Source organism: Streptomyces sp. NPDC107575 (genome assembly GCF_055657265.1).
The window spans coordinates 232024-253286 of record NZ_JBVKBG010000011.1; the positions used below are offsets into that span (position 1 = coordinate 232024).

Consider the following 21263-nt stretch of genomic DNA (forward strand, 5'->3'; position numbering starts at 1 on the left):
CCCCACGTCGAACGATTTTCCGTGCCCCGGGCGGGAGTTACCCGCCCACGTTCTTCAGTGCCTCGCGTACGGAGAGCGGCGCGAGGGTGCCCCGGTGGACGGCGACGAAGGACCGTACGGCGTCGGGGTCGGTCTTGGCGTACTCGCGCAGGGCCCAGCCGATCGCCTTGCGGATGAAGAAGTCGGGGTGACCGGACTGGCGCAGGCAGTACGCGAAGAGGCGGTCGGTGTCGGTGGCGTCCTTGTGGCGGAGCTGGTGGAGCAGCGCGGTCCTCGCCACCCAGAGGTTCTCGTCCGCGATCCACGCGTCCATGTCGGCGCGCAGCGTCGGGTCGGCGGCGACGAGCCCACCGACGATGTGCGCCGCCAGGTGGTCGACCGTGTCCCACCACGGCACGGTCGTGATCAGCTCGCGCGCGACGGGCAGGAAGCCGGACGTGAGGCCGCGCACATGGCGGCGCAGGTAGTCGATCGCGAAGTAGGCGTACTCGCGCTCCGGCAGCGCCCAGCAGCGCAGCGCGACGGCGGTGAGGTCGCGCTCGTCCGGCCGCGGCGTCCCGGCCAGCACGGCCCTGGTCAGCTCCCGGCGCACGGGGGACGTGAGGCCGAGGAAGGGGGCCACGTCCTTCATGTACGCACGCATCCGCGCGGCCCGCCCGGGGTCCGCGGCGGCGCCGTACACCTCGGGGAGGCGGGCGAGCAGAGTGTCGGCGAGAACGCTGGACGGCGGCGCGGTGACGGGCACGTGACGCTCCTCGCAATTGCGGCAAGAGCCGGGAAAGTGAGACACAACCTACGGCGATCTTATGTGGGGGTCGGTTAGTCTCCCCGGATGTTCGAGACCGTCCCCGCCCGTCCCGCCGGGCTCGCGGCCCGCTGCGGCCAGGCGCTGCTGTCGCCCTGGTCGAGGCTTTCGCTGCTGGTGCTGCTGCTCGCCGCGGGCGCGACGTGCGTGCTGCTCTTCGAGCCGCAGCAGCTGATCACGCAGGGCTGGCCGCCCCAGGTGAACGGGGCGGCGGCGGTCGTCCTGTTCGCGGTGGCGTACGGGGTGTGCACGGTCGCGTTCGTCCCGAGACCGCTGCTCAATCTGGCGGCGGGTGCCCTGTTCGGCTCCCAGCTGGGGCTGCTCGGCGCGCTCGGCGGGACGGTGCTCGGCGCCGGACTCGCCTTTCTGCTCGGGCGGCTGCTCGGCCAGGACGCGCTGCGGCCGCTGCTGCGCGGGCGCTGGCTGAAGGCGGCGGACGGGCAGCTCAGCGAGCACGCCTTCCGCTCGATGCTCGCGGCGCGGCTCTTCCCCGGCGTCCCGTTCTGGGCGGCGAACTACTGCGCGTCGATCTCGAGGATGAGCATCGTGCCGTTCCTCCTCGCCACCGCGCTCGGCTCGATCCCGAACACGGCGGCGTACGTGGTGGCGGGCGCCCGTGCCTCGACGCCCACGTCGCCCATCTTCCTGATCGCGATGGGCTTCATCGTCGTCACGGGGTGCGCGGGCGCGGTCGTGGCGTGGTGCAAGCGTCATCAGCTGCGGAAGCAGGCGCCGTCGGACTGACCGGCTCCCCCTTGAGCCCCCTGCCGAGGCGGAGTGTCACCGCGACGGAGGCCGCGGCGAGGACGGTCATCGCGGTCGCGGGCGAGGTCGCCTGGGCCAGCGCGCCCGCGAGCACCGCGCCCACTCCCTGCATGGTCAGCATGCCCGCGGTGTGCAGGCCGAGGGCGTGCCCGCTCAGCCGCTCCGGGGTCAGCGCCATCAGCCGCTCCTGCAGCAGCAGGCTCGCCGAGAAGCCCACCGACGCGAGCGCGACCGCCACCACGGCGAACGGCAGGGCGGGGCGCAGGGCGAACACCAGGTACGGGGCGGCGAGCAGCAGCCGCAGCGGTGCGGCGAGCCGGGCCCGCCACCGGGGCGGCAGGAAGCGTCCGGTGAGGACGTCCCCGGCGAGCATGCCGAGGGCGGCGCTCGCGAGCAGTACGCCCGCGTGCTCGGTGTCGTACGGGACGAACAGGGCCTCGCAGCCGACGATCAGCCCGTTGGGAACCCACAGCGCGAGGTAGACGTAGCGGCGCGGTACCGAGGACCACAGGGCGGCGTTGCCGCGCATCGTCTCGCGCGGGGACGGGCGCCCGGCGGCGCGCGCCGGGTGCCGGGTCAGTCCGCACCGCGCGACCACCGCGGCGAGCGCGTAGAGACCGGCGGCGACGAGGAGTGTGCCGCGCGGCGACAGCACGGCGACGAGCAGCCCGCCCAGCGCGTACCCCAGGATCTGGCAGACGCCCGCGCTCATGTTCATGACGGAGCGGCCGAGCAGATAGCCGTCGCGGCTGAGGATGTCGGTGAGCATGCCGTAGCGGACCCCGCCGCCGAGCGCCGATGGCACGCCCTGGACGAGGACGAGCGTGAGCGCGGCGGCCGTCGGCAGACCTGGCGTCGCCTGCGCCGCCGTGGCGAGCCCCAGGAAGAGCGCGAGCCCGACGAGGGCCGCGCGCGGCGGCACCCGGTCGGCCGCCGAGAGCAGCGTGAGCGCTCCGACGACCTGCGCGAGCGAGGGCCCGAACATGGCGAGCGCGGACAGCAGCGGCGATCCGGTCGAGGCGTAGACGAGCGACCCGAGCGCAAGCCCACCGACCGTCTGCCCGGCGACCTGGAGGGACGCGGCAGCGAAGAGGGAGGGATATTCGGGCGTGCGGAACAGGTCCCGATAGGTGTCCATGAGGGGAGGCTGCGGGGCGGGGCGGGGGCGGCGTTAATCTTTCGCGCACCGGCGAAAGGCAGGGGGTGGTCGTGGGTATCTGGCAGGTCGACGCCGACACGCTCGCGGGGAGTCGGTTCGTCGTGTCGCGGCTTGCCGAGGCGACCGCGAGCCTGAAGAAGCTGGCGGACCCCGTCGCTGCGCACCCCGGCGAGCGGCGCTGGCTGGACGCCCATCTGCCCGCCTACCGTGCGCGGCTCGCCGCCGAGCCGACGACGGCGCTGCTGCTGGACGCCGCGTTCGGGGCACGGTGGATCGCCGACTTCATGACGCCGACACCGGACGGCGTCCGCGAGGACGACCTGGCGGAAGGACTCGCACGGATCCGCGCCACACCGCCGGAGGTCGTCCGCGCGAACCTCGCGGTCTCCTCGCCGGGCCCGCTGCCCGACGCGCTCGCCCGCGCCGACGACCTGGCGGACCGCGCGGCGGCGCTGCTCGCGTGGGTGTGGCGGGAGACGGTGCTGCCCGAGTGGCCGCGCCGCCGCCGGATCATCGAGGCCGATGTCCTCGCCCGGACAAGGGAGTTGACGCGCGGCGGCTGGGCGGCGGCCTTCGGCGGGATGCGCCCCACGATGGGCTGGCTCGGCGAGGGCCGGCTGCGGATCAACGCCCACGACTACCCGCCACGGAACATCGCGGGCACGCAGCTGCTGTTCGTGCCGGTCACCCCGAAGCAGGGCTGGGTGTCATGGCCGGAAGCGACCCCGGTCGACCGGTACGCGGTGGTCTACCCGTGCGCGGGCACCCTCGCGGACGCGGACAGGGCGGCGCCGCCCGGCGGACTCGCGGCGCTCCTCGGCACGGCCCGCGCCCAGGTCCTCGTGCTCCTCGAACAGCCGCTGACGACGAGCCAGTTGGTGGCCCTCACCGGCCAGGGCCTCGGCTCGGTGGGCCGGCACCTGAAGGTGCTGCACGGGGCCGGACTCGTACAGCGGCGCCGGGCGGGCCGCTCGGTGCTCTACTTCCGTACGCCGGCCGGAGACACGCTGCTTCGGGCACAGCGGCCGGACGTGCGGCCGGGCCTGTAAAGGCCCCGCTCACTCCCCTGTGGTGCTCCCGTCACTTTCGAACGCTACTCTGCCCCACGCGACCCCCGGGCCCGCTGTGCCGGGAGTTCGCGCCGCCCCGCCTGGCCCGCGTTCGCGGCAGGTTCCGCCGAGCACCTGGATCGCGTACCCACCTCATGTCCTGGTTCGAATCTTTCATCCTCGGGCTCGTCCAGGGCCTCACGGAGTTCCTGCCGATCTCGTCGAGCGCCCATCTGCGTCTCACGGCCGCGTTCGCCGGGTGGCACGACCCCGGCGCCGCCTTCACGGCGATCACCCAGCTCGGCACCGAGACGGCGGTCGTCATCTACTTCCGCAAGGACATCGCGCGGATCATCTCGGCGTGGTTCAGGTCGCTCACCGACAAGACGATGCGGGGCGACCACGACGCGCAGATGGGCTGGCTGGTGATCGTCGGCTCGATCCCGATCGGCGTGCTCGGCGTGACGTTCAAGGACCAGATCGAGGGCCCGTTCCGCGATCTGCGGCTCACGGCGACGACGCTGATCGTGATGGGTGTCGTCCTCGGCATCGCCGACCGGCTCGCGGCCCGCGACGAGGCGGGCGGCAGGCACCGCGCGGCCCGGCCGCGCAAGGAGCTCAAGGACCTCTCGGTCAAGGACGGCCTGATCTACGGCCTGTGCCAGGCGCTGGCCCTCGTCCCGGGCGTCTCCCGCTCCGGCGCCACCATCAGCGGCGGCCTCTTCCTCGGCTACACCCGTGAGTCCGCGGCCCGCTACTCCTTCCTCCTCGCGATCCCCGCCGTCCTCGCCTCCGGCGTCTTCGAGCTGAAGGACGCGAGCGAGGGCGGCCATGTCTCCTGGGGGCCCACGGTGTTCGCGACGGTGATCGCCTTCGGTGTCGGCTACGCGGTGATCGCCTGGCTGATGAAGTTCATCTCGACGCGCAGCTTCATGCCGTTCGTCTACTACCGCATCGCCCTCGGCATCGCCCTGTTCGTACTGGTGAGCATGGGCGTCCTGAGCCCGCACGCGGCGGAGTCGGCGGGCTGACCTGACGGGCCGGGAAGAGACCGGCCTCCCCAAGTGTTCCGCCCCACATCCGAGTTGAGCCGACAGGACGGGCGTGCGATGCGAGCGGTGCGGTTTCACGAGTACGGCGGGATCGATGTGCTGCGGGTCGAGGACGTGCCGCGGCCCGTACCGGCGGCCGACCAGGTGCTGGTCGAGGTGCGGGCGGCCGGGATCCAGCCCGGTGAGGTGAGCATCCGGACGGGGTTCCTGCACGAGCGGTGGCCCGCCGCGTTCCCGTCCGGGCAGGGCAGCGACCTGGCCGGGGTCGTCGTCGAAGTCGGCTCGCACGTACGGGACTTCGCGGTCGGCGACGAGGTCGTCGGGTTCACGCACCGCAGGGCCAGCCACGCCGAGTACGTCACCGTCGACGACGTGAACCTCGTGCACCGGCCCGCCGGGCTCCCCTGGGACGTGGCCGGTGCGCTGTACGTCGCGGGGGCCACCGCCTACGCCTGCGTCTGGGCCGTGGACCTGCGCCCCGGCGACACGGTGGTGGTGTCCGGCGCGGCGGGCGGCGTCGGCTCGTTCGCCGTCCAGCTCGCGCGGCTCAAGGGCGCCACCGTCATCGGGCTCGCGAGCGAGCCGAACCACAGCTGGCTGAAGGAGAAGGGCGTGCTCCCCCTCGCGTACGGGGACGGCGTGCGGGAGCGGATCCGGCAGGCCGCGGGCGACCGGGGCGTTGACGCGTTCATCGACACGTTCGGCACGGGATATGTCGAGCTGGCCGTGGAGCTTGGCGTGGCACCGGAGCGCATCAACACCATCCGCGACTGGGCGGTCGCGGGCCGGGTCGGCGCCCGGACGTACGGGGAGGGCGCGGCGGCCAGCGCGGTGGTGCTCGGCGAGCTGGCCCGGCTGGCCGCGCGCGGCGAGCTGGAGGTGCCGATCGCCCGCGGCTACCCGCTGGACCAGGTGCGCGAGGCCTTCCGCGAGCTGGAGGAGCGGCACACGCACGGGAAGATCGTGCTGCGCCCGTAGGGGGTCTCACCAGGGCAGCGGCCCCTCGGCGGAGACGTACGCGCCCGTGGGCCCGTCCGCCCCGATCCGCGCCATGCGGACGATGATCTCCGCGCCTTCCTCGACGGTCTGCACGCCCGTGTTCCCGTTCAGGTCGGTCCTGGTGAAGCCGGGCTCGACGGCGTTGATCCGGATCTCCGGGAACGCCTTCGCGTACTGCACGGTCAGCATGTTCACGGCCGTCTTGGAGGCCGGGTAGGCGAGGCCGGGGTAGGCGGCTGCCGGGTTCCCCGCGTCGGTGGCCCCTGCGAGGGAGGCCAGACCGCTGCTGACGTTGACGACGACGGGGGCGGCGGAGCGGCGCAGCAGGGGCAGGAAGGCGTGGGTGACGCGGACGGTGCCGAAGACGTTCGTCTCGAACAGCGGGCGCAGGGTGTCGACGGTCTCGTCGGCCGGAAGCACGATGCCGTTGCCTTCGGTGCGGCCCTCGATCCCGGCGTTGTTGATCAGTACGTCGAGGCCGCCGTCCGCCTCGATGGTCTTCGCGGCGGCCGCGACGGAGGCGTCGTCGGTGATGTCGATGACGACGTGCCGGGCGCCGAGCTCCTCGGCGGCGCGGCGGCCGCGCTCGGGGTCGCGGGCGCCGACGTAGACGGTGTGGCCCGCCTCGACGAGGCGGCGGGCGGTCTCCCGGCCGAGGCCCTTGTTGGCCCCGGTGATCAGTGTGGTGGTCATGCGTCCAGGCTGCGCCGGGGGCGGGCCCGCGACCAGCAGTCCCGTCTTCCTGGGACCGGCGATACCAGGAAGATCCCGGCCGGACGGGGCACAGTGGTGGCATGGCACATGCGGAGCTCGGCGACTTCGGGGACACGGTGCGGCGCTGGCGGGACCGGGTCTCCCCGCAGGCCGCGGGGATCGCGTCCGTGGGGCCGCGGCGGGCCGCGGGGCTGCGCCGCGAGGAGCTGGCGCTGCTCGCGGGGATCTCGGCGGACTACGTCACCCGGCTGGAACAGGGCCGCGCCACCCACCCCTCCGACCAGGTCGTGGAGGCGCTGGCCCGAGCGCTGCGGCTCACCGACACCGAGCGCGAGCACCTCTTCCGGCTCGCGGGCCTCGCGCCGCCGGGGCTCGAGACGGTGCCGGCCAGGCTCACGCCGAGCGTGCGCCGGTTGCTCGACCGGCTGTCCGGGACACCGGCCGCCGTGTTCGACGCGGCGTGGACGCTGCTGCTTGCGAACCCGCTGTACACGGCGCTGCTCGGGGAACGCCCCGAGTGGGGCGGCCACGGGCGCAACGGCGTGTGGTGGACGTTCCTCGGGCCGACGAGCCGGGTCCGCCAGACCCCGGACGAGCGGCAGGCCATGGAGACGGCCCTGGTTTCGGACCTGCGCACGACCGCGAGCCGCTATCCGCTGGACCCGCGCCTGCACACGCTCGTCGACGAGCTGCGCACGCGCAGCCCGCGCTTCGCCGAGCTGTGGGACTCGGGCGCGGTCGGCCGGCACGCCGCCGCGCGCAAGACGGTGGACCACCCCGAGGTCGGCCCGCTGACGCTGGACTGCGACATCCTCACGGTGGCGGGCGCCGATCTGCGGGTCATGCTCTACACGGCCGAACCGGGCACCCCGGACGCGGACCGCCTGGCGCTGCTGACGACGGCGGTGCTGCCGACGATGGTCGGCGCCTGACCAGGCCCTGCGTCAACTCCTTTACAGCATCGGTCACTTGATGCTCAGTACCGCTCGCTCAGGGTTCCCAACCGGGTGCCCGGCACGTAGCCTTGGCACATGCCGCCCGTCACTTCTGGTCCTGTGCGGTCTGCCGCGGAGGTCAACGAGCAGATCCGCGGATTGTGGCTGCGCACGGGAGGCCGGCTCACCGGCGAGCAGCGCGCCGAGTACGCGCTGCTGGTCACGGAGTGGGCGGCCGCGGTGCGCGCGGAGATCGTGAAGGCGGCCTGAACCGCCTCTCCGCCCGCCCCGGTCCGTTCAGCGTCCACCGGCCACCCTCAGCACGGTCCCTGTCGCGTACGACGCGTCCGGTGACAGCAGCCAGGCGATCGCCGCCGCGATCTCGTCGGCCGCTCCCGGGCGCCGCAGCGGAATGCCCGGCGCCGCCTCCCACGCGATATCGGGCGTGCCGCTCGTGGCGTGGATCTCGGTGTCGACGATGCCGGGTGCGACGCCGTTGACCCGCACGCCCGCCGGGCCGAGTTCCTTGGCGAGCCCCAGCGTGATCGTGTCCACGGCCGCCTTGGACGCGGCGTAGTGCACGTACTGGCCGGGGCTGCCGAGGGTGGCGGCCCCGGAGGACACGTTCACGATGGCGCCCGCGCCCGCCGCCGTCATGTCGCGCGCGGCGCGGCGGCAGCACAGCAGGACCCCGAGGACGTTGACGTCGAGAACGCGGCGGAAGTCCTCGGTGCGCGCCTCGGCGAACGGGCCGACCGGAGCGGTGACGCCCGCGTTGTTCACCAGGCCCGTGAGCGGACCGAGCCGGTCGCCCGCCTCGTCGAAGAGGCGCTCCACATCGGCCTCTTGGGAGGTGTCGGCCCGCACGACGACGCACCGGGCGCCCTCGGCGCGCACGGCCCCGGCGGTGCGCTCGGCGGCGTCCTTGTCGCTCACGAAGGACAGCGCGACATCGTGCCCTTCGCGCGCGAGACGCACGGACGTGGCGGCACCGATGCCCCGGCTGCCGCCGGTGACGAGCGTGATGGGGCGGTTCAAGGGTGCCTCCTGGTCAGAAGTACGTCCCCGTGGACCGGGATGTGGCCACGCGGACGAAGATCATGTCGCGCCGGGCGCACCGTACCAGCGCCACTTTCCGCGCCTCTCCCTGCCCTCCAGTTCGCCCCGGCCCGTGGCCCACAGCAGCGTCGCCCAGGGCTCGGTGTCCTCGGGGACGTCGGGGAAGAGGCGGTGCAGCGTACGTGCGCACAGGTCGGCCGGTGCCTCGAACCCGATGCCGAGCCCGAGCGCGAGGTCGTGCGCGTGCACCAGCGTCTCGACGACGCCCATCGCGGCGAAGCCCTCGGGGTCGGAGGCGCCGAAGACGTGGTGCCCGCGGGCGCTCGGCGGGGTCGTGCGCACGACGGCGGCGAGGATGCCGCCGCCCGCCTCCAGGGCCCCGAGCATGGCGGCCGGGCCCGCGTCGGGCTCGACGGTGATCGTGTTGGCGGGTCCGTCGGGGCGGCGCCGGCTGTAGCCCCAGCGCACGTAGTCGTCGGCCAGGGGACGCAGCGAGCCGATCTGCGCGGCGTAGAAGAAGAGGTCGTCGGCGAGGTGTTCGCCGGTCTCCCAGCACGTCCACTCCAGCGAGCCCGCCGGGGCGTTCCAGTCGGCGTCGGTGGGTGCGGTCCGCAGCGCGGCGACCGCGAGCTCGACGGCCCGCGCGACGTCGTCCGCCGTGACGGGTCCTGGTGCCGCGGCCGGGAGTTGCGTGTTCGGATCAGCTGACATGGCGCGACCGTAACAGCGCACGCCGCGCGCTCCCCAGGAGTTTTCGACGCGGCGGCGCACGCCTCTTGGCTCCGTGCGCGCGGGGCCCGAGACTGAGCCGATGACGCAGCGTGTGGAACTCGCGACCGTCCTCGACCGCCTCGCCGTCGACGAGTTGGTGACCGACTACGCCGCCGCCGTGGACGACGGCGACTGGGCGGCGTACCGCGCCCTGTTCGAACCCGAGGGCCGCGCCGACTACCGGGAGGCGGGAGGCGTCGAGGGCAGCGCCGAGGAGATCGCGCAGTGGCTGTCCAAGACGATGGAACTGTTCCCGATGCGCCAGCACCTGATCGTGAACCGCCGGGTCCGCTTCGACACCGTGGACCGCGACATCGGCGACACGGGCCGCGTCCGCGCCGACTACTTCAACCCGATGCGCTTCGCGGGCGACGGCGACTCGACGGCACCCGACTTCATCTGCGGCGGCCGGTACGCCTTCGACCTCGTACGGACGCCCGCCGGCTGGCGGCTGCGCCGCGTGACGGTCTACGAGAAGTGGCGCCGCGTCCCCCAGCAGGTCGTGGCGGGAAGCTGATCCGCTCCCCCGTCGCCCACTGTCGTTGATCGTCGGCGGCGCGCACACTGGAGAGCGCTGGGCGGTGGTCGTACGAGTACGAGTCGGGAGGCGCGGCGCATGGAGCGGTGGCGGCAGCGGCTCGACACGTCACCGTGGTGGCGCGGCGCCGCGGCGCTCTGCGCGGGCGCGCTGCCCGCACTGGCGTTCCCGGCCCCCGCCCTGTGGTGGTTCGCGTACGTCGCGCTCGTGCCGTGGATGCTGCTCGCGCGCGCGGCCGGGACACCGCGCCGGGCGGCGCTCGACGGCTGGCTCGGCGGGCTCGGGTTCATGCTCGCGGTGCACCACTGGCTGCTGCCGAGCCTGCACGTGTTCACGCTGGTCCTCGCGGCGCTGCTCGGCGCGCTGTGGGCGCCGTGGGGCTGGCTGCTGCGCCGCCTCCTGCACGGCCGACCGACGCCCGGGCAGGCGGCGACCGCGCTCCTCGCCGTCCCCTCGTGCTGGCTGATGGTCGAACTGGTCCGTTCCTGGCAGGGGTTGGGCGGCCCGTGGGGGCTGCTCGGCTCCAGTCAGTGGCAGGTGACGCCCGCGCTGCGGCTCGCGTCGGTGGGCGCCGTCTGGCTGGTGAGCCTGCTCGTGGTGGCCGTGAACACCGGGGTGACGCTCCTCGTCGTCGCGCGCGGCGCCCGCGCTCCGGCGGTGGCGGGCCTGGTCGCGACGGTCACGGTCTCCGGGGCCGTGTGGGCGTGGGCGCCGAAGCCCGAGACGGACGGGCGGGCGCGGATCGCGGTGGTGCAGCCGGGTGTGGTCGACGGCATCGGCAGCATCAAGGCCCGCTTCGACCGGGAGGTGGCCCTGACCAGGCAACTGGCGGGCCGGGACGTGGACCTCGTGGTCTGGGGCGAGAGCAGTGTCGGCTACGACCTGCCGCGCCGCCCCGACCTGGCCCGCCGCCTCGCGGCGCTCTCCCGCGAGGTGGACGCGGAGATCCTCGTCAACGTCGACGCGCGACGCCGCGCGGCTGACGGCTCCGGCCAGGGCATATACAAGAGTTCCGTACTGGTCGGCGCGAACGGCCTCACCGGCGACCACTACGACAAGATGCGGCTCGTCCCCTTCGGCGAGTACGTGCCCGCGCGCTCGCTCCTCGGCTGGGCGACCTCGGTCGGCAAGGCGGCGGGCGAGGACCGGATGCGCGGCACGCGGCAGGTCGTGATGGACGTGCGCCACGGCGAGCGGACACTGCGCGTCGGGCCGCTGGTCTGCTTCGAGTCGGCTTTCCCCGACATGACGCGCAAGCTCACCCAGGACGGGGCGCAGGTGCTGCTCGCGCAGTCCTCCACGTCGACGTTCCAGCAGAGTTGGGCGCCCGAGCAGCACGCCTCGCTGGCCGCGGTGCGGGCCGCGGAGACGGGCCGCCCGATGGTGCACGCGACGCTGACCGGGGTCTCGGCGGTGTACGGTCCGGACGGGGCGCGCGCCGGCGCCTGGCTCGGCACGTCGGCGAGCGCGGCCCGCGTCTACGACATGCCGACCGCGCAGGGCACGACGCTGTACGTCCGGTTCGGCGACTGGCCGGTGCACGGGGCGGTGACGGTTCTCGTGGTGCTGGCGGCCGTCGAAGCCGCGCGGCGGTTGTCCTTCAAGCCCCTGCGGCGTTTGAGCAGCGGGGTCCGGGGCGGAGCCCCGAGTCCGTAACGCCGTCGCAGGCCGAGCGGCAATTCGACATCCGCCGGGTCACACCCGCCGCGACACCTCACGCACGACCTGCTCACACAACTCGTGCGTGGCAAGCGCGTCCCGCGCGTTCAACACCTTGCCGCCCCGCACCGCATCGAGGAACGCGAGCACCGCCTGCTCGATGCCCCGCTGGCGAGCGACCGGCACCCAGTCCCCGCGACGGCGAACCGTGGGCTGCCCCTTGTGGTCGACCACATCGGACAGGTTCAGCACCTGCCGCTTGGAGTCCTGCCCCGACACCTCGAGGATCTCCTCGGTGGAGCCGCTCAGCCGGTTCATGACGCCGAGCGCGGTGAAGCCGTCTCCCGCGAGCTGCAGCACCACGTGCTCGAGCAGACCGCCCTCGACGCGGGCGCGCACGGTCACGTCCTCGACGGGGCCCGGCGCGAGGAAGCGCAGCGTGTCGACGACGTGGATGAAGTCGTCGAGGACCATCGCGCGCGGCTCCTCGGGGAGCCCGACGCGGTTCTTCTGCATCAGGATCAGCTCGCGCGGGTGCTCGACGCACTGCGCGTACCCGGGCGCGTAACGGCGGTTGAAGCCGACGGCGAGGCTCACGCCGCGCTCCTCCGCGAGCCGCACGAGCCGCTCGGACTCGGCGAGTTCGTAGGCGAGCGGCTTGTCGACGTACGTCGGGACGCCCGCCTCGATCAGCCGCGTCACGATCTCCGGGTGCGCGGCGGTCGGCGCGTGCACGAAGGCCGCGTCGAGCCCCTGCGCGAGCAGATCGCCGAGGTCGGCGTGGCGCTGCGGCGCGGGCACCCGGAGCTGGTCCGCGACCTCGGTCAGGGTCGCGGGCGTGCGCGTCTGCAGGTGCAGTTCGAGCGCGGGCTGCGCGCCGAGCACCGGCAGGTACGCCTTCTTGGCGATGTCGCCGAGTCCGATGACGCCGACTTTCACGTCCTTGTGCTCCTGTCCTGCTCCTGCGATGAGCGGTCCGTGCCGGCCCGCTGCTGCGTCCGGGCAGCATACGGGGCCTCGTAGGGCTCGCGCTGGGGCGGGCGCCAGTCGGCGATGCCGTCCATGCCGCGCAGCAGGAAGGCCGGGCCGAGCACGCCGACGGCGCGGATCGCGGTGTTGCGCAGGGCGATCAGGGGCCGGTTCGCGGTGAGGTTGACGCGGCTGACGGTCATCGCCTTGCGCGCGATCGTCGTCGTACGGGGAAGTCGTGCGGCCGTGTAGCCGGGCAGGTCGAGCGGGGCGTCGGGCGCTGCGTGGTGGGCGAGGACGACCGCGTCCTCGATGGCCTGGTTGCCGCCCTGGCCGAGGGTCGGCGCCATGGCGTGCGCGGCGTCGCCGAGCAGGGCGACGCGGCCGCGGTGGAAGGCGGGCAGCGGCTCCGCGAGCTGGTGCACGTCGTGGCGCAGCACCTGGCCGGGCTCGACCGCGTCGAGGATCGCGGGGATCGGGTCGTGCCAACTGCCGTACAGGCGCAGGAGTTCCGCCTTCTCGTCGCCGCCGGGCGCCCGCTGTCCGGCCGGGGCCATGGCCGCTCCGTAGGCGTAGATCGTGCCGTCGGCGAAGGGGTGGGTGCCCCAGATGCGGCCGGGGCCCCAGGTCTCGGCCTGCGTGAAGGGGCGCCCGAGCGGCGGCACGAGGACGCGCCAGGTGGTGAAGCCGGTGTACTCGGTGCCGGGGTGGTCGGGGAAGAGCGCGCCGCGCACGGCGGAGTGGATGCCGTCGGCGCCGACGACGAGCTCCGCCTCCAGGTCCCCCTCGGGGGTGGTGACGCGCGCGGGGCGTGCCGGGTCGTCCGGTTCTCCGGGGTCGGCGAGCCGCGCCTCGGACGCGGTGCGCACGGCGTCGGCGGGCAGCCGGCCCGCGAGCTTGTCGATGAGGGTCGCGCGGTGCAGCAGCACGATGGAGCCGCCGAACCGCTCGGCCGCGAGCTTCGGGTCGACCCGCGAGACCCAGCGCCCCTTCGGCGTGAGCAGCCCGCCCTCGCCCTCCCACGCCTCCAGGGCCCGGATCTCGCCGCCGAGCCCCACGACGTCGAGGGCGCGCTGGGAGTTGGGCGCGAGCGAGATCCCCGCCCCCACGGGCTTCAGCCCGCTCGCCCGTTCCAGAACGGTGACCTGCCAGCCGCGCAGGTGCAGCGCGAGCGCGGCGGTGAGCCCACCGATCCCGCCTCCGACGACGACGGCACGGGACTGTCGGGACATGACGCCTCCCCAATGGAGCACCGAAATAGTCACTACACCTGTAGTGGCCCATGCCTCGACCGTACTACAGCTGTAGTGATCGCGATAGATTGCCCCCATGAACCGCCCCGTTAACCGCCCCGACACGATCGCCGACGCCGCCCTGGCACTGCTCGCCGAACGCGGCATGCGCGGGCTGACCCACCGCGCGGTCGACGAGGTCGCGGGGCTGCCGCAGGGCTCGACGTCGAACCACGCGCGCACCCGGCTCGCCCTGCTGGAGGCGGCGGTGCGGCGGCTCGCGGTGCGCGAGGGCCAGGTGCTCTCGGTCGACGAGCTGCCGGACCCCGCGGGCGGCCTCGCGTCCCTGGTCGACGGCATGGCACTCGCCCTGCACCGCTACCTCGACCGGCACCCCCAACTGCTCGTCTGCCGTTACGAATTGGCCCTGGAGGCGACCCGCCGACCCGAACTGCGCGCGTTCTTCGACGAAACCGGCCGCCAGTTCCGCGAACCACTCACCACACTGCTCCGAGCGGCGGGCTCACGGGCCCCGGAGCGCCACACGCTGTCACTGGTGGCATGGACGGAGGGCATCATGTTCTCGTGCGTGGCGGGCTCGTTCCACGCGAAGCCCCCGACGCTGACGGAACTCCGCGAGGGCTACGGGGAGTTGCTGCACGGAATGCTGGCCGCGACAAGCCCCCTCGACACATCAAGCCCCTGCGGCGATTGAGCAGCGGGGCCCGGGGCAGAGCCCCGCGACGTCAACCACCACTCCCGCCACCTGCGGAGCACCTGTCACCCGTGCGGGGCAACCACCCCCCGATCACCCCCCACCGCACCCCCGCCGTCCCACACAGTGACCCCGTGCCCAGAACGCCCAGCTCAGCCACCATCCTGCTGACCGCGGCGGCCGCCGCCATCGCGGCCACCGCCTCCGGCTGCGTCAACGTGCGCCCGCCGGCCACCCCGAAAGCGCCCTCCCCCACGGCCTCCGCCCCAGCACCCCGCCCCGAGGGACACGCCGACGGCCCCGTCGTCCGGGCGCCCGCGCGCGAGGCCCTGGAGCGGATGAAGCCGACCGCCCCGAACCCGCACCGCACTCCGGCGACGCACCACGCCGAACAGCCACAGCGCGCCGCCGACCCCGCTCCCCCGCCCCCGAAGATCGCCCCGGCCCCGCGCCGGACCACCGTCCCCGAACCCCGTACCGCCCCCGAGCACCACAAGGCGGCGAAGCCCCCGAAGGCCCCCGGCCGCACCGACGTCTGCGCCCTCGGCCGCCGCTACGGCGGCTGGGACCCCGACAGCCCCCAGTCGGCCATCTGCCGGGACACGTACGGAGGTTGACCGCACGCACCGGCCGCCGCGAGCCCTCTAAGAACCCGTCCGCGGCGGCCCCAGCGGCTCCCCGCCCGGCCCCCGCCCCTCTCCCGGCTCCGCCGGTCCCGCTCCCATCGTGGCCACCCGCTCCTCCAGCCGGGTGAGGGCGGCGCGCACCCCGTCCCCGTACCCGTCGTCCCCCAGGGCGCCCGCCGCCGCGCGGGCCCGCGTCAGATGGCTGCGGGCCGCCCCGGGGCGGTCCAACTTCACGTAGTCCGCCGCCAGGTTGAGATGGAGCGACGGATAGAACGCCTGCAGCGCCAGGGACGACTCGTGCTCGGCGAGCCGCTCCTGGGTGAGGGAGTCGGCGGCGGACAGTGCGCGCAGGTCCCAGGCCAGCTCGTCCGACGGGTCGTCCTGCGTGTCGGCCATGTAGTGCGCGAGCGTACAGCGGTGCAGCGGGTCCCCGTCCTCCCCGATCTCCGCCCACAGGCCGAGGAAGCGCCCCTGCGCCTCCTCGCGGTCACCGCCGTGGTGCAGCATGACCGCCTGTCCGATGCGGCTCATCATGGCGTCGTCCGCCGCCTGTTCACGCTGCTGTGCCACTGTCTCCTCCAAGCTCGGCCGCCCGGCGCGCCCGACCACGATGTCCGATCCGACGACGCTAACCGGCGGCACTGACAATCCAGCTCAGGCGCGGCTCCCCGCGAGCCGGGCCCGGGCTCAGCCCAGGTCCGGGACGGTCCAGTCGATCGGCGAGTGCCCCTGGGCGGCGATCGCCTCGTTGATCTGTGTGAACGGCTGCGAGCCGAAGAACTTGCGCGCCGACAGCGGTGAGGGGTGCGCGCCCTTCACCACCGCGTGCCGCTCGGTGTCGATGAGCGGCAGCTTCTTCTGCGCGTAGTTCCCCCACAGCACGAAGACCGCCGGGTCGGGCCGCTCGACGACGGCGCGGATCACCGCGTCCGTGAACTTCTCCCAGCCCTTGCCCTTGTGCGAGTTGGCCTCGCCGGCCCGGACCGTCAGCACCGCGTTGAGCAGCAGTACGCCCTGCTCGGCCCACGGCATCAGGTACCCGTTGTCCGGGATCGGGGTGCCGAGCTCGGCCTGCATCTCCTTGTAGATGTTGCGCAGCGAGGGCGGCGTCTTCACGCCGGGCCGCACCGAGAAGCACAGGCCGTGCCCCTGCCCCTCGCCGTGGTACGGGTCCTGGCCGAGGACGAGCACCTTGACCTTGTCGTAGGGCGTCGCGTCGAGCGCGGCGAAGACCTGCTCGCGCGGCGGGTAGACGGGGCCCTTCGCGCGCTCCTCCTCGACGAACTCGGTGAGCTCCTTGAAGTAGGGCTTCTGCAGTTCGTCGCCGAGGACGCCGCGCCAGGACTCGGGCAGCATCGCGGTGTCGGTCACGTCAACAACCTCCGGGGTACGGGCAAGTGCTTCAACACCCAGAAACCTACCGGCGCCCACTGACAATCGACGCCCGCACCCGGGAGGGATCAAGAAGGCCGGTTCACCAGCTCGTCTTGCGGTGCAGCTCCCACATCATCATGATCGTCGACGGGTCGAGGGCCCGCTCGCCGCCCGAGATCTCCTCGCTCGCCGCGATGAACTGCTTGCCCTGCCACAGCGGCAGCAGCCGCGCGTCCCGCACCATGATGTGCTGGGCCTGCTCGAACTGCCGCGCCACGACGCCCCGGTCGCTCTGCTTGCGGGACAGCGGCAGCAGCTTGTCGGTGATCTCGGGCGAGACGTACGGCGTGCTCAGGGCGTTCTTCTCGCCCACGAAGGGCGCGATGAAGTTGTCCGCGTCGGGGAAGTCGGGGAACCAGCCGCGCCCGAACGCCGGGTACTCGCCCTTCTTGTAGCCCTGTTCGAACGACTTCCAGGGCCGGCTCTTGAGCGTCACCTTGAAGAGCTTCGACGCCTCCAACTGCCGCTTGATCTCGGCGAACTCGGGCGCGGTGGCCGAGCCGTACCGGTCGGAGGCGTACCAGAGCGTGAGCGGCACGGGGGCGGTGATGCCCGCCTTGGAGAGGATCCGGGCCGCCTTCGCGGGGCTCGGGTCGCCGAACTCGTCGAAGTAGTCGGTGGTGTGGCCCGCGAGTCCCCTCGGGACCATCGAGTACAGCGGTTCGACGGTGTTGGCGTACACCTTGTCCGCGATGGCCCCGCGGTCGACGAGCTGGGCGACCGCCCGGCGCACCGCGCTCTTGCCCGCCCAGGGGTCCTTGGGGTTGAAGACCACATAGCTGATCTCCATGCCCGCGCCCTCGACGAGCTGCAGCCCGTCGGTGCCCTGCTTGTCCTGGAGCTTCACGATGTCGTCGGCCGCGAGACCGCGGAACGTCGCGTCGATCGTCTTCGCCTTCAGGGCGCCGACCATGGCGGCCGATGTCTTGAAGTAGCGGATCGTCACCGCGTCGTTCTTGCGGTTCGCGAAGCCCTGGTAGTTGTCGTTGCGGACGAGTTCGGCCTTGCTGCCGTCGGCGTACGACTTGAGGACGTAAGGACCCGAACCGGTCACCTTGCCGTCCGTGCGCGCGGACGTCGCCGGATACGAGGAGGGGTCGACGATCGACATGGCGGGGGTGGAGAGCACGAACGGGAAGGTGGCGTCCGGCTTGGTGAGGCGGAACGTTACGCCTCGCTCACCCTGCGTCTCCACGCGGTCGAGGCTGCCCAGCAGTCCCGCGGGCCCGCCGCCCCCACCGATCTTCCGGACCCGGTCGATGGAGTACTTCACGGCCTTCGCGTCGAGCGCGTCCCCGTTGGAGAACTTCATGTCCTCCTGGAGTTCGCAGTGGTAGACGCGGTTGGCGGAGTCCTCGAACCGGCACTCGGCCGCGTCCGCCTGCGGTTCGGCGGCACCCGAGGGCAGCGACACCAGCGTCTGGTAGACGTTGCGGAACAGCTCCCACGAGCCGTCCCAGGACATCGCGGGGTCCAGCGTGCTCGGCACGCTGGTGGTGCCCACGGCGATGGGCCGCTCGTCGGAACTCTCGCCCGAGTTCATCAGGCCGCACCCTGTGAGCAGGGTCATCGACGCCAATGCCGCCCACGCGCGAGGGGCAGGGAACCGGTTGAACACGCGCTCGCTCCTCGATCGGCCATGCCAGGTCGGCAGACAATATCGCAGCGCCCCGCCGGTTCAACTGGTTGAAACGGCGGGGCACTTCACGAGCGAGAACGTTTGTCGGACGTTGTCGGGCAACGTCCGGAATCTGCCCTCGGGACCGACAGGACCCGGGGACCTATTCGACGCCGGCGTTGAGGAACTTGCCGCCGTCCACGACGAGGTTCTGACCGGTGATCCAGGCGGACTGCCCGGAGGTGAGGAACGCGGCGGCGCCCCCGATGTCCTCCGGCACACCGAGCCGGCCCATCGGGTACGTGGCCGCGACCTCGGCCTCGCGCCCCTCGTAGAGGGCCTCGGCGAACTTGGTCTTCACGACCGCCGGGGCGATCGAGTTGACCCGCACCTGCGGCGCGAACTCGTGCGCGAGCTGGAGCGTCAGGTTGACCATGGCGGCCTTGCTGACCCCGTACGCGCCGATGAACGGCGAGGCGGAGACGCCCGCCACGGACGCGATGTTGACGATCGCGCCGCCGTTCTCCCTCTGCCACGCCTTCCACGTCTGCTGCGCGAAGCCGAGCGCGGAGACGACGTTGGTCTCGAAGACCTTGCGCGCCACGTTCAGGTCGAGGTCGGCGATCGGGCCGAACACCGGGTTCGTACCGGCGTTGTTGACGAGGAAGTCGACGCGGCCGAACGCCTCCATGGTGCGCTCGACGGCGGCGGCCTGGTGGGCCTCGTCGTGCGCCTTGCCCGCCACGTAGATCACGCGGTCGGAGCCGAGCTGCTCGACGGCCTCCTTGAGGGCGTCCTCGCCGCGTCCGGTGATGCAGACGCGGTCGCCGCGCGCGACGAGGGCCTCGGCGACGCCGTAGCCGATGCCGCGGCTCGCGCCCGTGACGAGCGCGACGTTGCCGGAGAGCTCCGGGAGTTCAGAAGTGGTCATGTCGGTTGCCCCCGGCCTCAGTTGAGCGGGCCGCCGGCCACGTACATGACCTGGCCCGAGACGAAGCCGGCCGCCTCACCGGTGAAGAAGGCGATGGCGTTGGCGATGTCCTCCGGGCGGCCCACGCGCTGCACCGGGATCTGGGTGGCGGCGGCGGCCTGGAAGTCCTCGAAGCCCATGCCGACGCGCTCGGCGGTGGCCTTGGTCATCTCGGTGACGATGAAGCCCGGGGCGACGGAGTTGGCGGTGACGCCGAACTTGCCGAGCTCCTTGGCGAGGGTCTTCGTGAAGCCCTGCAGACCGGCCTTGGCGGCCGAGTAGTTGACCTGGCCGCGGTTGCCGAGCGCCGAGGACGAGGACAGGTTCACGACGCGGCCGAACTTCGCGTCCACCATGTGCTTCTGGACGTACTTCGTCATCAGGAAGGCGCCGCGCAGGTGCACGTTCATGACCGTGTCCCAGTCGGTGGCGCTCATCTTGAACAGCAGGTTGTCGCGGAGCACGCCCGCGTTGTTCACGAGGATCGTGGGGGCGCCGAGCTCCTCGGCGATGCGCGCGACCGCGGCCTCGACCTGCGCCTCGTCGGAGACGTCGCAGCCGACGGCAAGCGCCTTGCCACCGGCGGCGGTGATCGCCTCGACGGTGTCCTTGCAGGCGGCCTCGTCGAGGTCGATCACGGCGACGGCGCGGCCCTCTTCGGCCAGTCGGATCGCGGTGGCGGCGCCGATGCCGCGCGCGGCTCCCGTGACGATCGCTACGCGCTGCTCAGTGGTGGACATGCTCTTCGGTCTCCTCGCCCTAGAGGTGCGGCCGCTCCGCCCGGTGCGGGTGAGCAACCGCTTAGTACCCTGTGCGTGTGACGCTAGAAGCCCTGGCACCCGGTGTCAACGTGCCGACCAGGTGCCACTGATCACTAGGGCCCTCCCTACGGCCGTGACCTGGGCGTTCAGCGCACCAGCAGGTCGAGCAGGCGCTCCGCCTCCGCGGCCGGGTCGGCGGTCAGGCCGGTGTGCACGGGTCCCGGCTGCACGACGGTCGAGCGCGGTGCGACGAGCCAGCGGTAGCGCCGCCCGGCGTCGTCCTCGGCGGCCTGCCCCGCGTCGTCGCCCCCGCGGCAGTGCCGCTCGACGGCGTGCAGCACGGCGCGCACGCCGGTCACGTCCGCCTCCGGGTCGAGGGCGAGCAGCCGCTTCTCATCGAGGTGGGTGAGGGCCGTGACGAAGGACTTGGCGCGGCAGTACACGACGACACCGGCGTTGATCTGCTCCCCGCGTTCGATGCTCGGCACGACGCGCAGCAGGGCGTACTCGAAGACATGGCGCTCGTTCATCGGGCCGCTCCCTCGGTCACCCAGCCGGGCGTTTCGGCGGGCCGTGCGCCACCGGCGGGCAGCGTCACGCGTTCGTGGATCGTGGCGGCACGCGCGCGTAGCGTCTCCACATAGGCGCGCCGCACCGCGTCCGGTGTGTCGAATCCGGGTTCGTCCGCCAGCCACACGTCGGGCACGTCGGCGGCGGCCCCGGCGATCAGCTCCTCGGTGACGCGCGGCGCGAGCTCGGCCGCGGCGGCGGAGACCTCCGGCCCGAAGCGGGCGAGGGCGTGATCGCTCGCGTCGTACGGCTTGTCCGCCCATGCGTGCGCACCGCGCCAGTTGTGGTGCCAGATCATGCTGGCGCCGTGGTCGATGAGCCACAGCTCGCCGCCCTGGACCAGCATGTTCGGGTTGCGCCAGGACCGGTCGACGTTGTTGATCAGCGCGTCGAACCAGACGATCCGGCCCGCCTCCACCGGATCGACGACGTACGCGAGCGGGTCAAAGCCGAGCGCGCGCGGCAGGAACCGCATGCCGAGGTTGGTGCCGCCGCTCCCCTTGAGCAGCTCCTGCACCTCCTGGTCGGGCTCGCCGAGGCCGATCACCGGGTCCAGGTCGATGGCGACGAGCTCCGGCACGCGGAAGCCGAGCGCGCGGGCCAGCCGGCCGCAGATCACTTCGGCGACGAGCGTCTTGCGGCCCTGCCCCGCGCCGGTGAACTTCATGACGTAGGTGGCGAGGTCATCACCCTCGACGAGACCGGGGAGCGATCCACCTTCCCTCAATGGGGTGACATAGCGGGTCGCGGTGACTTCGGTGAGCATGCGCCCAGGTTATGAGATCAGGATGGCGTTGAACGTCCAGGGATCACCGTACGTACCTCAGGAAAACCCCCACGGGATCCAGCACGTCCCCTCGACC

24 protein-coding genes are annotated in these 21263 nt (G+C 72.8%); 10 read left to right on the top strand and 14 right to left on the bottom strand.

From position 1 onward, the window contains the following. Positions 1–37: 37 nt before the first annotated feature. Complete coding sequence (locus ACZ7L4_RS39995; RefSeq protein WP_472109975.1) at positions 38–745, bottom strand: DNA alkylation repair protein; 708 nt, start codon at positions 743–745, stop codon at positions 38–40. A gap of 87 nt (positions 746–832) precedes the next feature. Here ACZ7L4_RS39995 and ACZ7L4_RS40000 point away from each other — a divergent pair, with 87 nt between their 5' ends. Continuing rightward, complete coding sequence (locus tag ACZ7L4_RS40000; protein WP_472109976.1) at positions 833–1549, top strand: TVP38/TMEM64 family protein; 717 nt, start codon at positions 833–835, stop codon at positions 1547–1549. Here the strand turns inward: ACZ7L4_RS40000 and ACZ7L4_RS40005 are convergent. After that, positions 1476–2708, bottom strand: coding sequence for an MFS transporter (locus ACZ7L4_RS40005; protein ID WP_472109977.1), 1233 nt, complete (start codon positions 2706–2708; stop codon positions 1476–1478). The two genes, ACZ7L4_RS40000 and ACZ7L4_RS40005, sit on opposite strands and share 74 nt — an antisense overlap. Before the next feature lie 71 nt (positions 2709–2779). Between ACZ7L4_RS40005 and ACZ7L4_RS40010 the strand changes: the two genes are divergently transcribed. The 3 genes from ACZ7L4_RS40010 (at position 2780) to ACZ7L4_RS40020 (ending at position 5808) form a co-directional block, all read left to right on the top strand. Continuing rightward, the gene (locus tag ACZ7L4_RS40010) at positions 2780–3778 is read left to right on the top strand and encodes an ArsR/SmtB family transcription factor (RefSeq protein ID WP_472109978.1); all 999 of its coding nucleotides are present in this window, start codon (positions 2780–2782) and stop codon (positions 3776–3778) included. A 155-nt stretch (positions 3779–3933) separates the two neighbouring features. Beyond that, positions 3934–4809, top strand: a complete 876-nt coding sequence (locus ACZ7L4_RS40015; RefSeq protein WP_472109979.1) for an undecaprenyl-diphosphate phosphatase — start codon at positions 3934–3936, stop codon at positions 4807–4809. Positions 4810–4887: 78 nt separating this feature from the next. Continuing rightward, complete coding sequence (locus ACZ7L4_RS40020) at positions 4888–5808, top strand: NADP-dependent oxidoreductase (protein ID WP_472109980.1); 921 nt, start codon at positions 4888–4890, stop codon at positions 5806–5808. A 6-nt stretch (positions 5809–5814) separates the two neighbouring features. On the opposite strand, the gene ACZ7L4_RS40025 is transcribed toward ACZ7L4_RS40020, so the two are convergent. Beyond that, complete coding sequence (locus ACZ7L4_RS40025; RefSeq protein WP_472109981.1) at positions 5815–6522, bottom strand: SDR family NAD(P)-dependent oxidoreductase; 708 nt, start codon at positions 6520–6522, stop codon at positions 5815–5817. A 101-nt stretch (positions 6523–6623) separates the two neighbouring features. Here ACZ7L4_RS40025 and ACZ7L4_RS40030 point away from each other — a divergent pair, with 101 nt between their 5' ends. Further along, complete coding sequence (locus ACZ7L4_RS40030) at positions 6624–7475, top strand: helix-turn-helix transcriptional regulator (protein ID WP_472109982.1); 852 nt, start codon at positions 6624–6626, stop codon at positions 7473–7475. 99 nt (positions 7476–7574) lie between these two features. Beyond that, positions 7575–7748 (top strand): hypothetical protein, encoded by a 174-nt coding sequence (locus ACZ7L4_RS40035; RefSeq protein ID WP_472109983.1) that lies wholly within the window; start codon positions 7575–7577, stop codon positions 7746–7748. 27 nt (positions 7749–7775) lie between these two features. Here ACZ7L4_RS40035 and ACZ7L4_RS40040 read toward each other — a convergent pair whose 3' ends face one another. Together ACZ7L4_RS40040 and ACZ7L4_RS40045 are read right to left on the bottom strand one after the other, a co-directional pair. Further along, positions 7776–8516, bottom strand: coding sequence for an SDR family oxidoreductase (locus ACZ7L4_RS40040; protein WP_472109984.1), 741 nt, complete (start codon positions 8514–8516; stop codon positions 7776–7778). 60 nt (positions 8517–8576) lie between these two features. Beyond that, the gene (locus tag ACZ7L4_RS40045; protein ID WP_472109985.1) at positions 8577–9248 is read right to left on the bottom strand and encodes a maleylpyruvate isomerase N-terminal domain-containing protein; all 672 of its coding nucleotides are present in this window, start codon (positions 9246–9248) and stop codon (positions 8577–8579) included. A 100-nt stretch (positions 9249–9348) separates the two neighbouring features. On the opposite strand from ACZ7L4_RS40045, the gene ACZ7L4_RS40050 reads away from it, so the two are divergent. Both ACZ7L4_RS40050 and lnt read left to right on the top strand, forming a co-directional pair. After that, entirely contained in the window at positions 9349–9825 is a 477-nt protein-coding gene (locus ACZ7L4_RS40050) for a nuclear transport factor 2 family protein (RefSeq protein ID WP_472109986.1), read from the top strand. Between the two features lie 99 nt (positions 9826–9924). Beyond that, positions 9925–11502 (top strand): apolipoprotein N-acyltransferase, encoded by a 1578-nt coding sequence (gene lnt / locus ACZ7L4_RS40055; protein WP_472109987.1) that lies wholly within the window; start codon positions 9925–9927, stop codon positions 11500–11502. A gap of 39 nt (positions 11503–11541) precedes the next feature. Here lnt and ACZ7L4_RS40060 read toward each other — a convergent pair whose 3' ends face one another. Continuing rightward, positions 11542–12444 carry a Gfo/Idh/MocA family protein gene (locus ACZ7L4_RS40060; protein WP_472109988.1) on the bottom strand — a complete coding sequence of 301 codons (903 nt, stop codon included), beginning with the start codon at positions 12442–12444 and terminating at the stop codon, positions 11542–11544. After that, the gene (locus tag ACZ7L4_RS40065) at positions 12441–13706 is read right to left on the bottom strand and encodes an FAD-dependent monooxygenase (protein ID WP_472109989.1); all 1266 of its coding nucleotides are present in this window, start codon (positions 13704–13706) and stop codon (positions 12441–12443) included. Before ACZ7L4_RS40065 ends, ACZ7L4_RS40060 begins: the two co-directional genes overlap by 4 nt. A 97-nt stretch (positions 13707–13803) precedes the next feature. Here ACZ7L4_RS40065 and ACZ7L4_RS40070 point away from each other — a divergent pair, with 97 nt between their 5' ends. Then, positions 13804–14421 (top strand): TetR/AcrR family transcriptional regulator, encoded by a 618-nt coding sequence (locus ACZ7L4_RS40070; RefSeq protein WP_472109990.1) that lies wholly within the window; start codon positions 13804–13806, stop codon positions 14419–14421. A 134-nt stretch (positions 14422–14555) separates the two neighbouring features. Next, positions 14556–15038 (top strand): hypothetical protein, encoded by a 483-nt coding sequence (locus tag ACZ7L4_RS40075; protein ID WP_472109991.1) that lies wholly within the window; start codon positions 14556–14558, stop codon positions 15036–15038. Positions 15039–15065: 27 nt separating this feature from the next. Here ACZ7L4_RS40075 and ACZ7L4_RS40080 read toward each other — a convergent pair whose 3' ends face one another. From ACZ7L4_RS40080 to ACZ7L4_RS40110, 7 genes are all read right to left on the bottom strand, one after another. Continuing rightward, complete coding sequence (locus ACZ7L4_RS40080) at positions 15066–15617, bottom strand: hypothetical protein (RefSeq protein ID WP_472109992.1); 552 nt, start codon at positions 15615–15617, stop codon at positions 15066–15068. A 117-nt stretch (positions 15618–15734) separates the two neighbouring features. Beyond that, on the bottom strand, positions 15735–16418 hold the full coding sequence (gene ung, locus ACZ7L4_RS40085) for a uracil-DNA glycosylase (protein ID WP_472109993.1): 684 nt from the start codon (positions 16416–16418) through the stop codon (positions 15735–15737). Between the two features lie 103 nt (positions 16419–16521). Next, on the bottom strand, positions 16522–18051 hold the full coding sequence (locus ACZ7L4_RS40090) for an ABC transporter substrate-binding protein (RefSeq protein ID WP_472109994.1): 1530 nt from the start codon (positions 18049–18051) through the stop codon (positions 16522–16524). Positions 18052–18262: 211 nt separating this feature from the next. Beyond that, positions 18263–19030, bottom strand: coding sequence for an SDR family oxidoreductase (locus ACZ7L4_RS40095; protein ID WP_450815081.1), 768 nt, complete (start codon positions 19028–19030; stop codon positions 18263–18265). Between the two features lie 17 nt (positions 19031–19047). Next, positions 19048–19809: a 3-oxoacyl-ACP reductase FabG gene (fabG, locus tag ACZ7L4_RS40100; RefSeq protein ID WP_399238289.1), complete on the bottom strand. Its 762-nt coding sequence runs from the start codon at positions 19807–19809 to the stop codon at positions 19048–19050. Positions 19810–19976: 167 nt separating this feature from the next. Next, on the bottom strand, positions 19977–20360 hold the full coding sequence (locus tag ACZ7L4_RS40105; protein WP_472109995.1) for a DUF3037 domain-containing protein: 384 nt from the start codon (positions 20358–20360) through the stop codon (positions 19977–19979). Continuing rightward, a complete protein-coding gene (locus tag ACZ7L4_RS40110; RefSeq protein WP_472109996.1) occupies positions 20357–21166 on the bottom strand; it encodes a HipA family kinase in 810 nt (269 codons plus the stop codon). The genes ACZ7L4_RS40105 and ACZ7L4_RS40110 overlap by 4 nt, the downstream gene beginning before the upstream one ends. Positions 21167–21263 lie beyond the last annotated feature (97 nt).

What these genes read in the sequence shown, in the direction of transcription:
- ACZ7L4_RS40005 (WP_472109977.1), bottom strand. Translation starts at nt 2,708, where the DNA reads ATGGACACCTATCGGGACCTGTTCCGCACGCCCGAATATCCCTCCCTC.
- ACZ7L4_RS40035 (WP_472109983.1), top strand. Translation starts at nt 7,575, where the DNA reads ATGCCGCCCGTCACTTCTGGTCCTGTGCGGTCTGCCGCGGAGGTCAAC.
- lnt (WP_472109987.1), top strand. Translation starts at nt 9,925, where the DNA reads ATGGAGCGGTGGCGGCAGCGGCTCGACACGTCACCGTGGTGGCGCGGC.
- ACZ7L4_RS40025 (WP_472109981.1), bottom strand. Translation starts at nt 6,522, where the DNA reads ATGACCACCACACTGATCACCGGGGCCAACAAGGGCCTCGGCCGGGAG.
- ACZ7L4_RS40015 (WP_472109979.1), top strand. Translation starts at nt 3,934, where the DNA reads ATGTCCTGGTTCGAATCTTTCATCCTCGGGCTCGTCCAGGGCCTCACG.
- ACZ7L4_RS40050 (WP_472109986.1), top strand. Translation starts at nt 9,349, where the DNA reads ATGACGCAGCGTGTGGAACTCGCGACCGTCCTCGACCGCCTCGCCGTC.
- ACZ7L4_RS40065 (WP_472109989.1), bottom strand. Translation starts at nt 13,706, where the DNA reads ATGTCCCGACAGTCCCGTGCCGTCGTCGTCGGAGGCGGGATCGGTGGG.
- ACZ7L4_RS40090 (WP_472109994.1), bottom strand. Translation starts at nt 18,051, where the DNA reads ATGACCCTGCTCACAGGGTGCGGCCTGATGAACTCGGGCGAGAGTTCC.
- ACZ7L4_RS40030 (WP_472109982.1), top strand. Translation starts at nt 6,624, where the DNA reads ATGGCACATGCGGAGCTCGGCGACTTCGGGGACACGGTGCGGCGCTGG.
- ACZ7L4_RS40000 (WP_472109976.1), top strand. Translation starts at nt 833, where the DNA reads ATGTTCGAGACCGTCCCCGCCCGTCCCGCCGGGCTCGCGGCCCGCTGC.
- ACZ7L4_RS40105 (WP_472109995.1), bottom strand. Translation starts at nt 20,360, where the DNA reads ATGAACGAGCGCCATGTCTTCGAGTACGCCCTGCTGCGCGTCGTGCCG.
- ACZ7L4_RS40045 (WP_472109985.1), bottom strand. Translation starts at nt 9,248, where the DNA reads ATGTCAGCTGATCCGAACACGCAACTCCCGGCCGCGGCACCAGGACCC.
- ACZ7L4_RS40095 (WP_450815081.1), bottom strand. Translation starts at nt 19,030, where the DNA reads ATGACCACTTCTGAACTCCCGGAGCTCTCCGGCAACGTCGCGCTCGTC.
- ACZ7L4_RS40070 (WP_472109990.1), top strand. Translation starts at nt 13,804, where the DNA reads ATGAACCGCCCCGTTAACCGCCCCGACACGATCGCCGACGCCGCCCTG.
- fabG (WP_399238289.1), bottom strand. Translation starts at nt 19,809, where the DNA reads ATGTCCACCACTGAGCAGCGCGTAGCGATCGTCACGGGAGCCGCGCGC.
- ACZ7L4_RS40110 (WP_472109996.1), bottom strand. Translation starts at nt 21,166, where the DNA reads ATGCTCACCGAAGTCACCGCGACCCGCTATGTCACCCCATTGAGGGAA.
- ACZ7L4_RS40020 (WP_472109980.1), top strand. Translation starts at nt 4,888, where the DNA reads ATGCGAGCGGTGCGGTTTCACGAGTACGGCGGGATCGATGTGCTGCGG.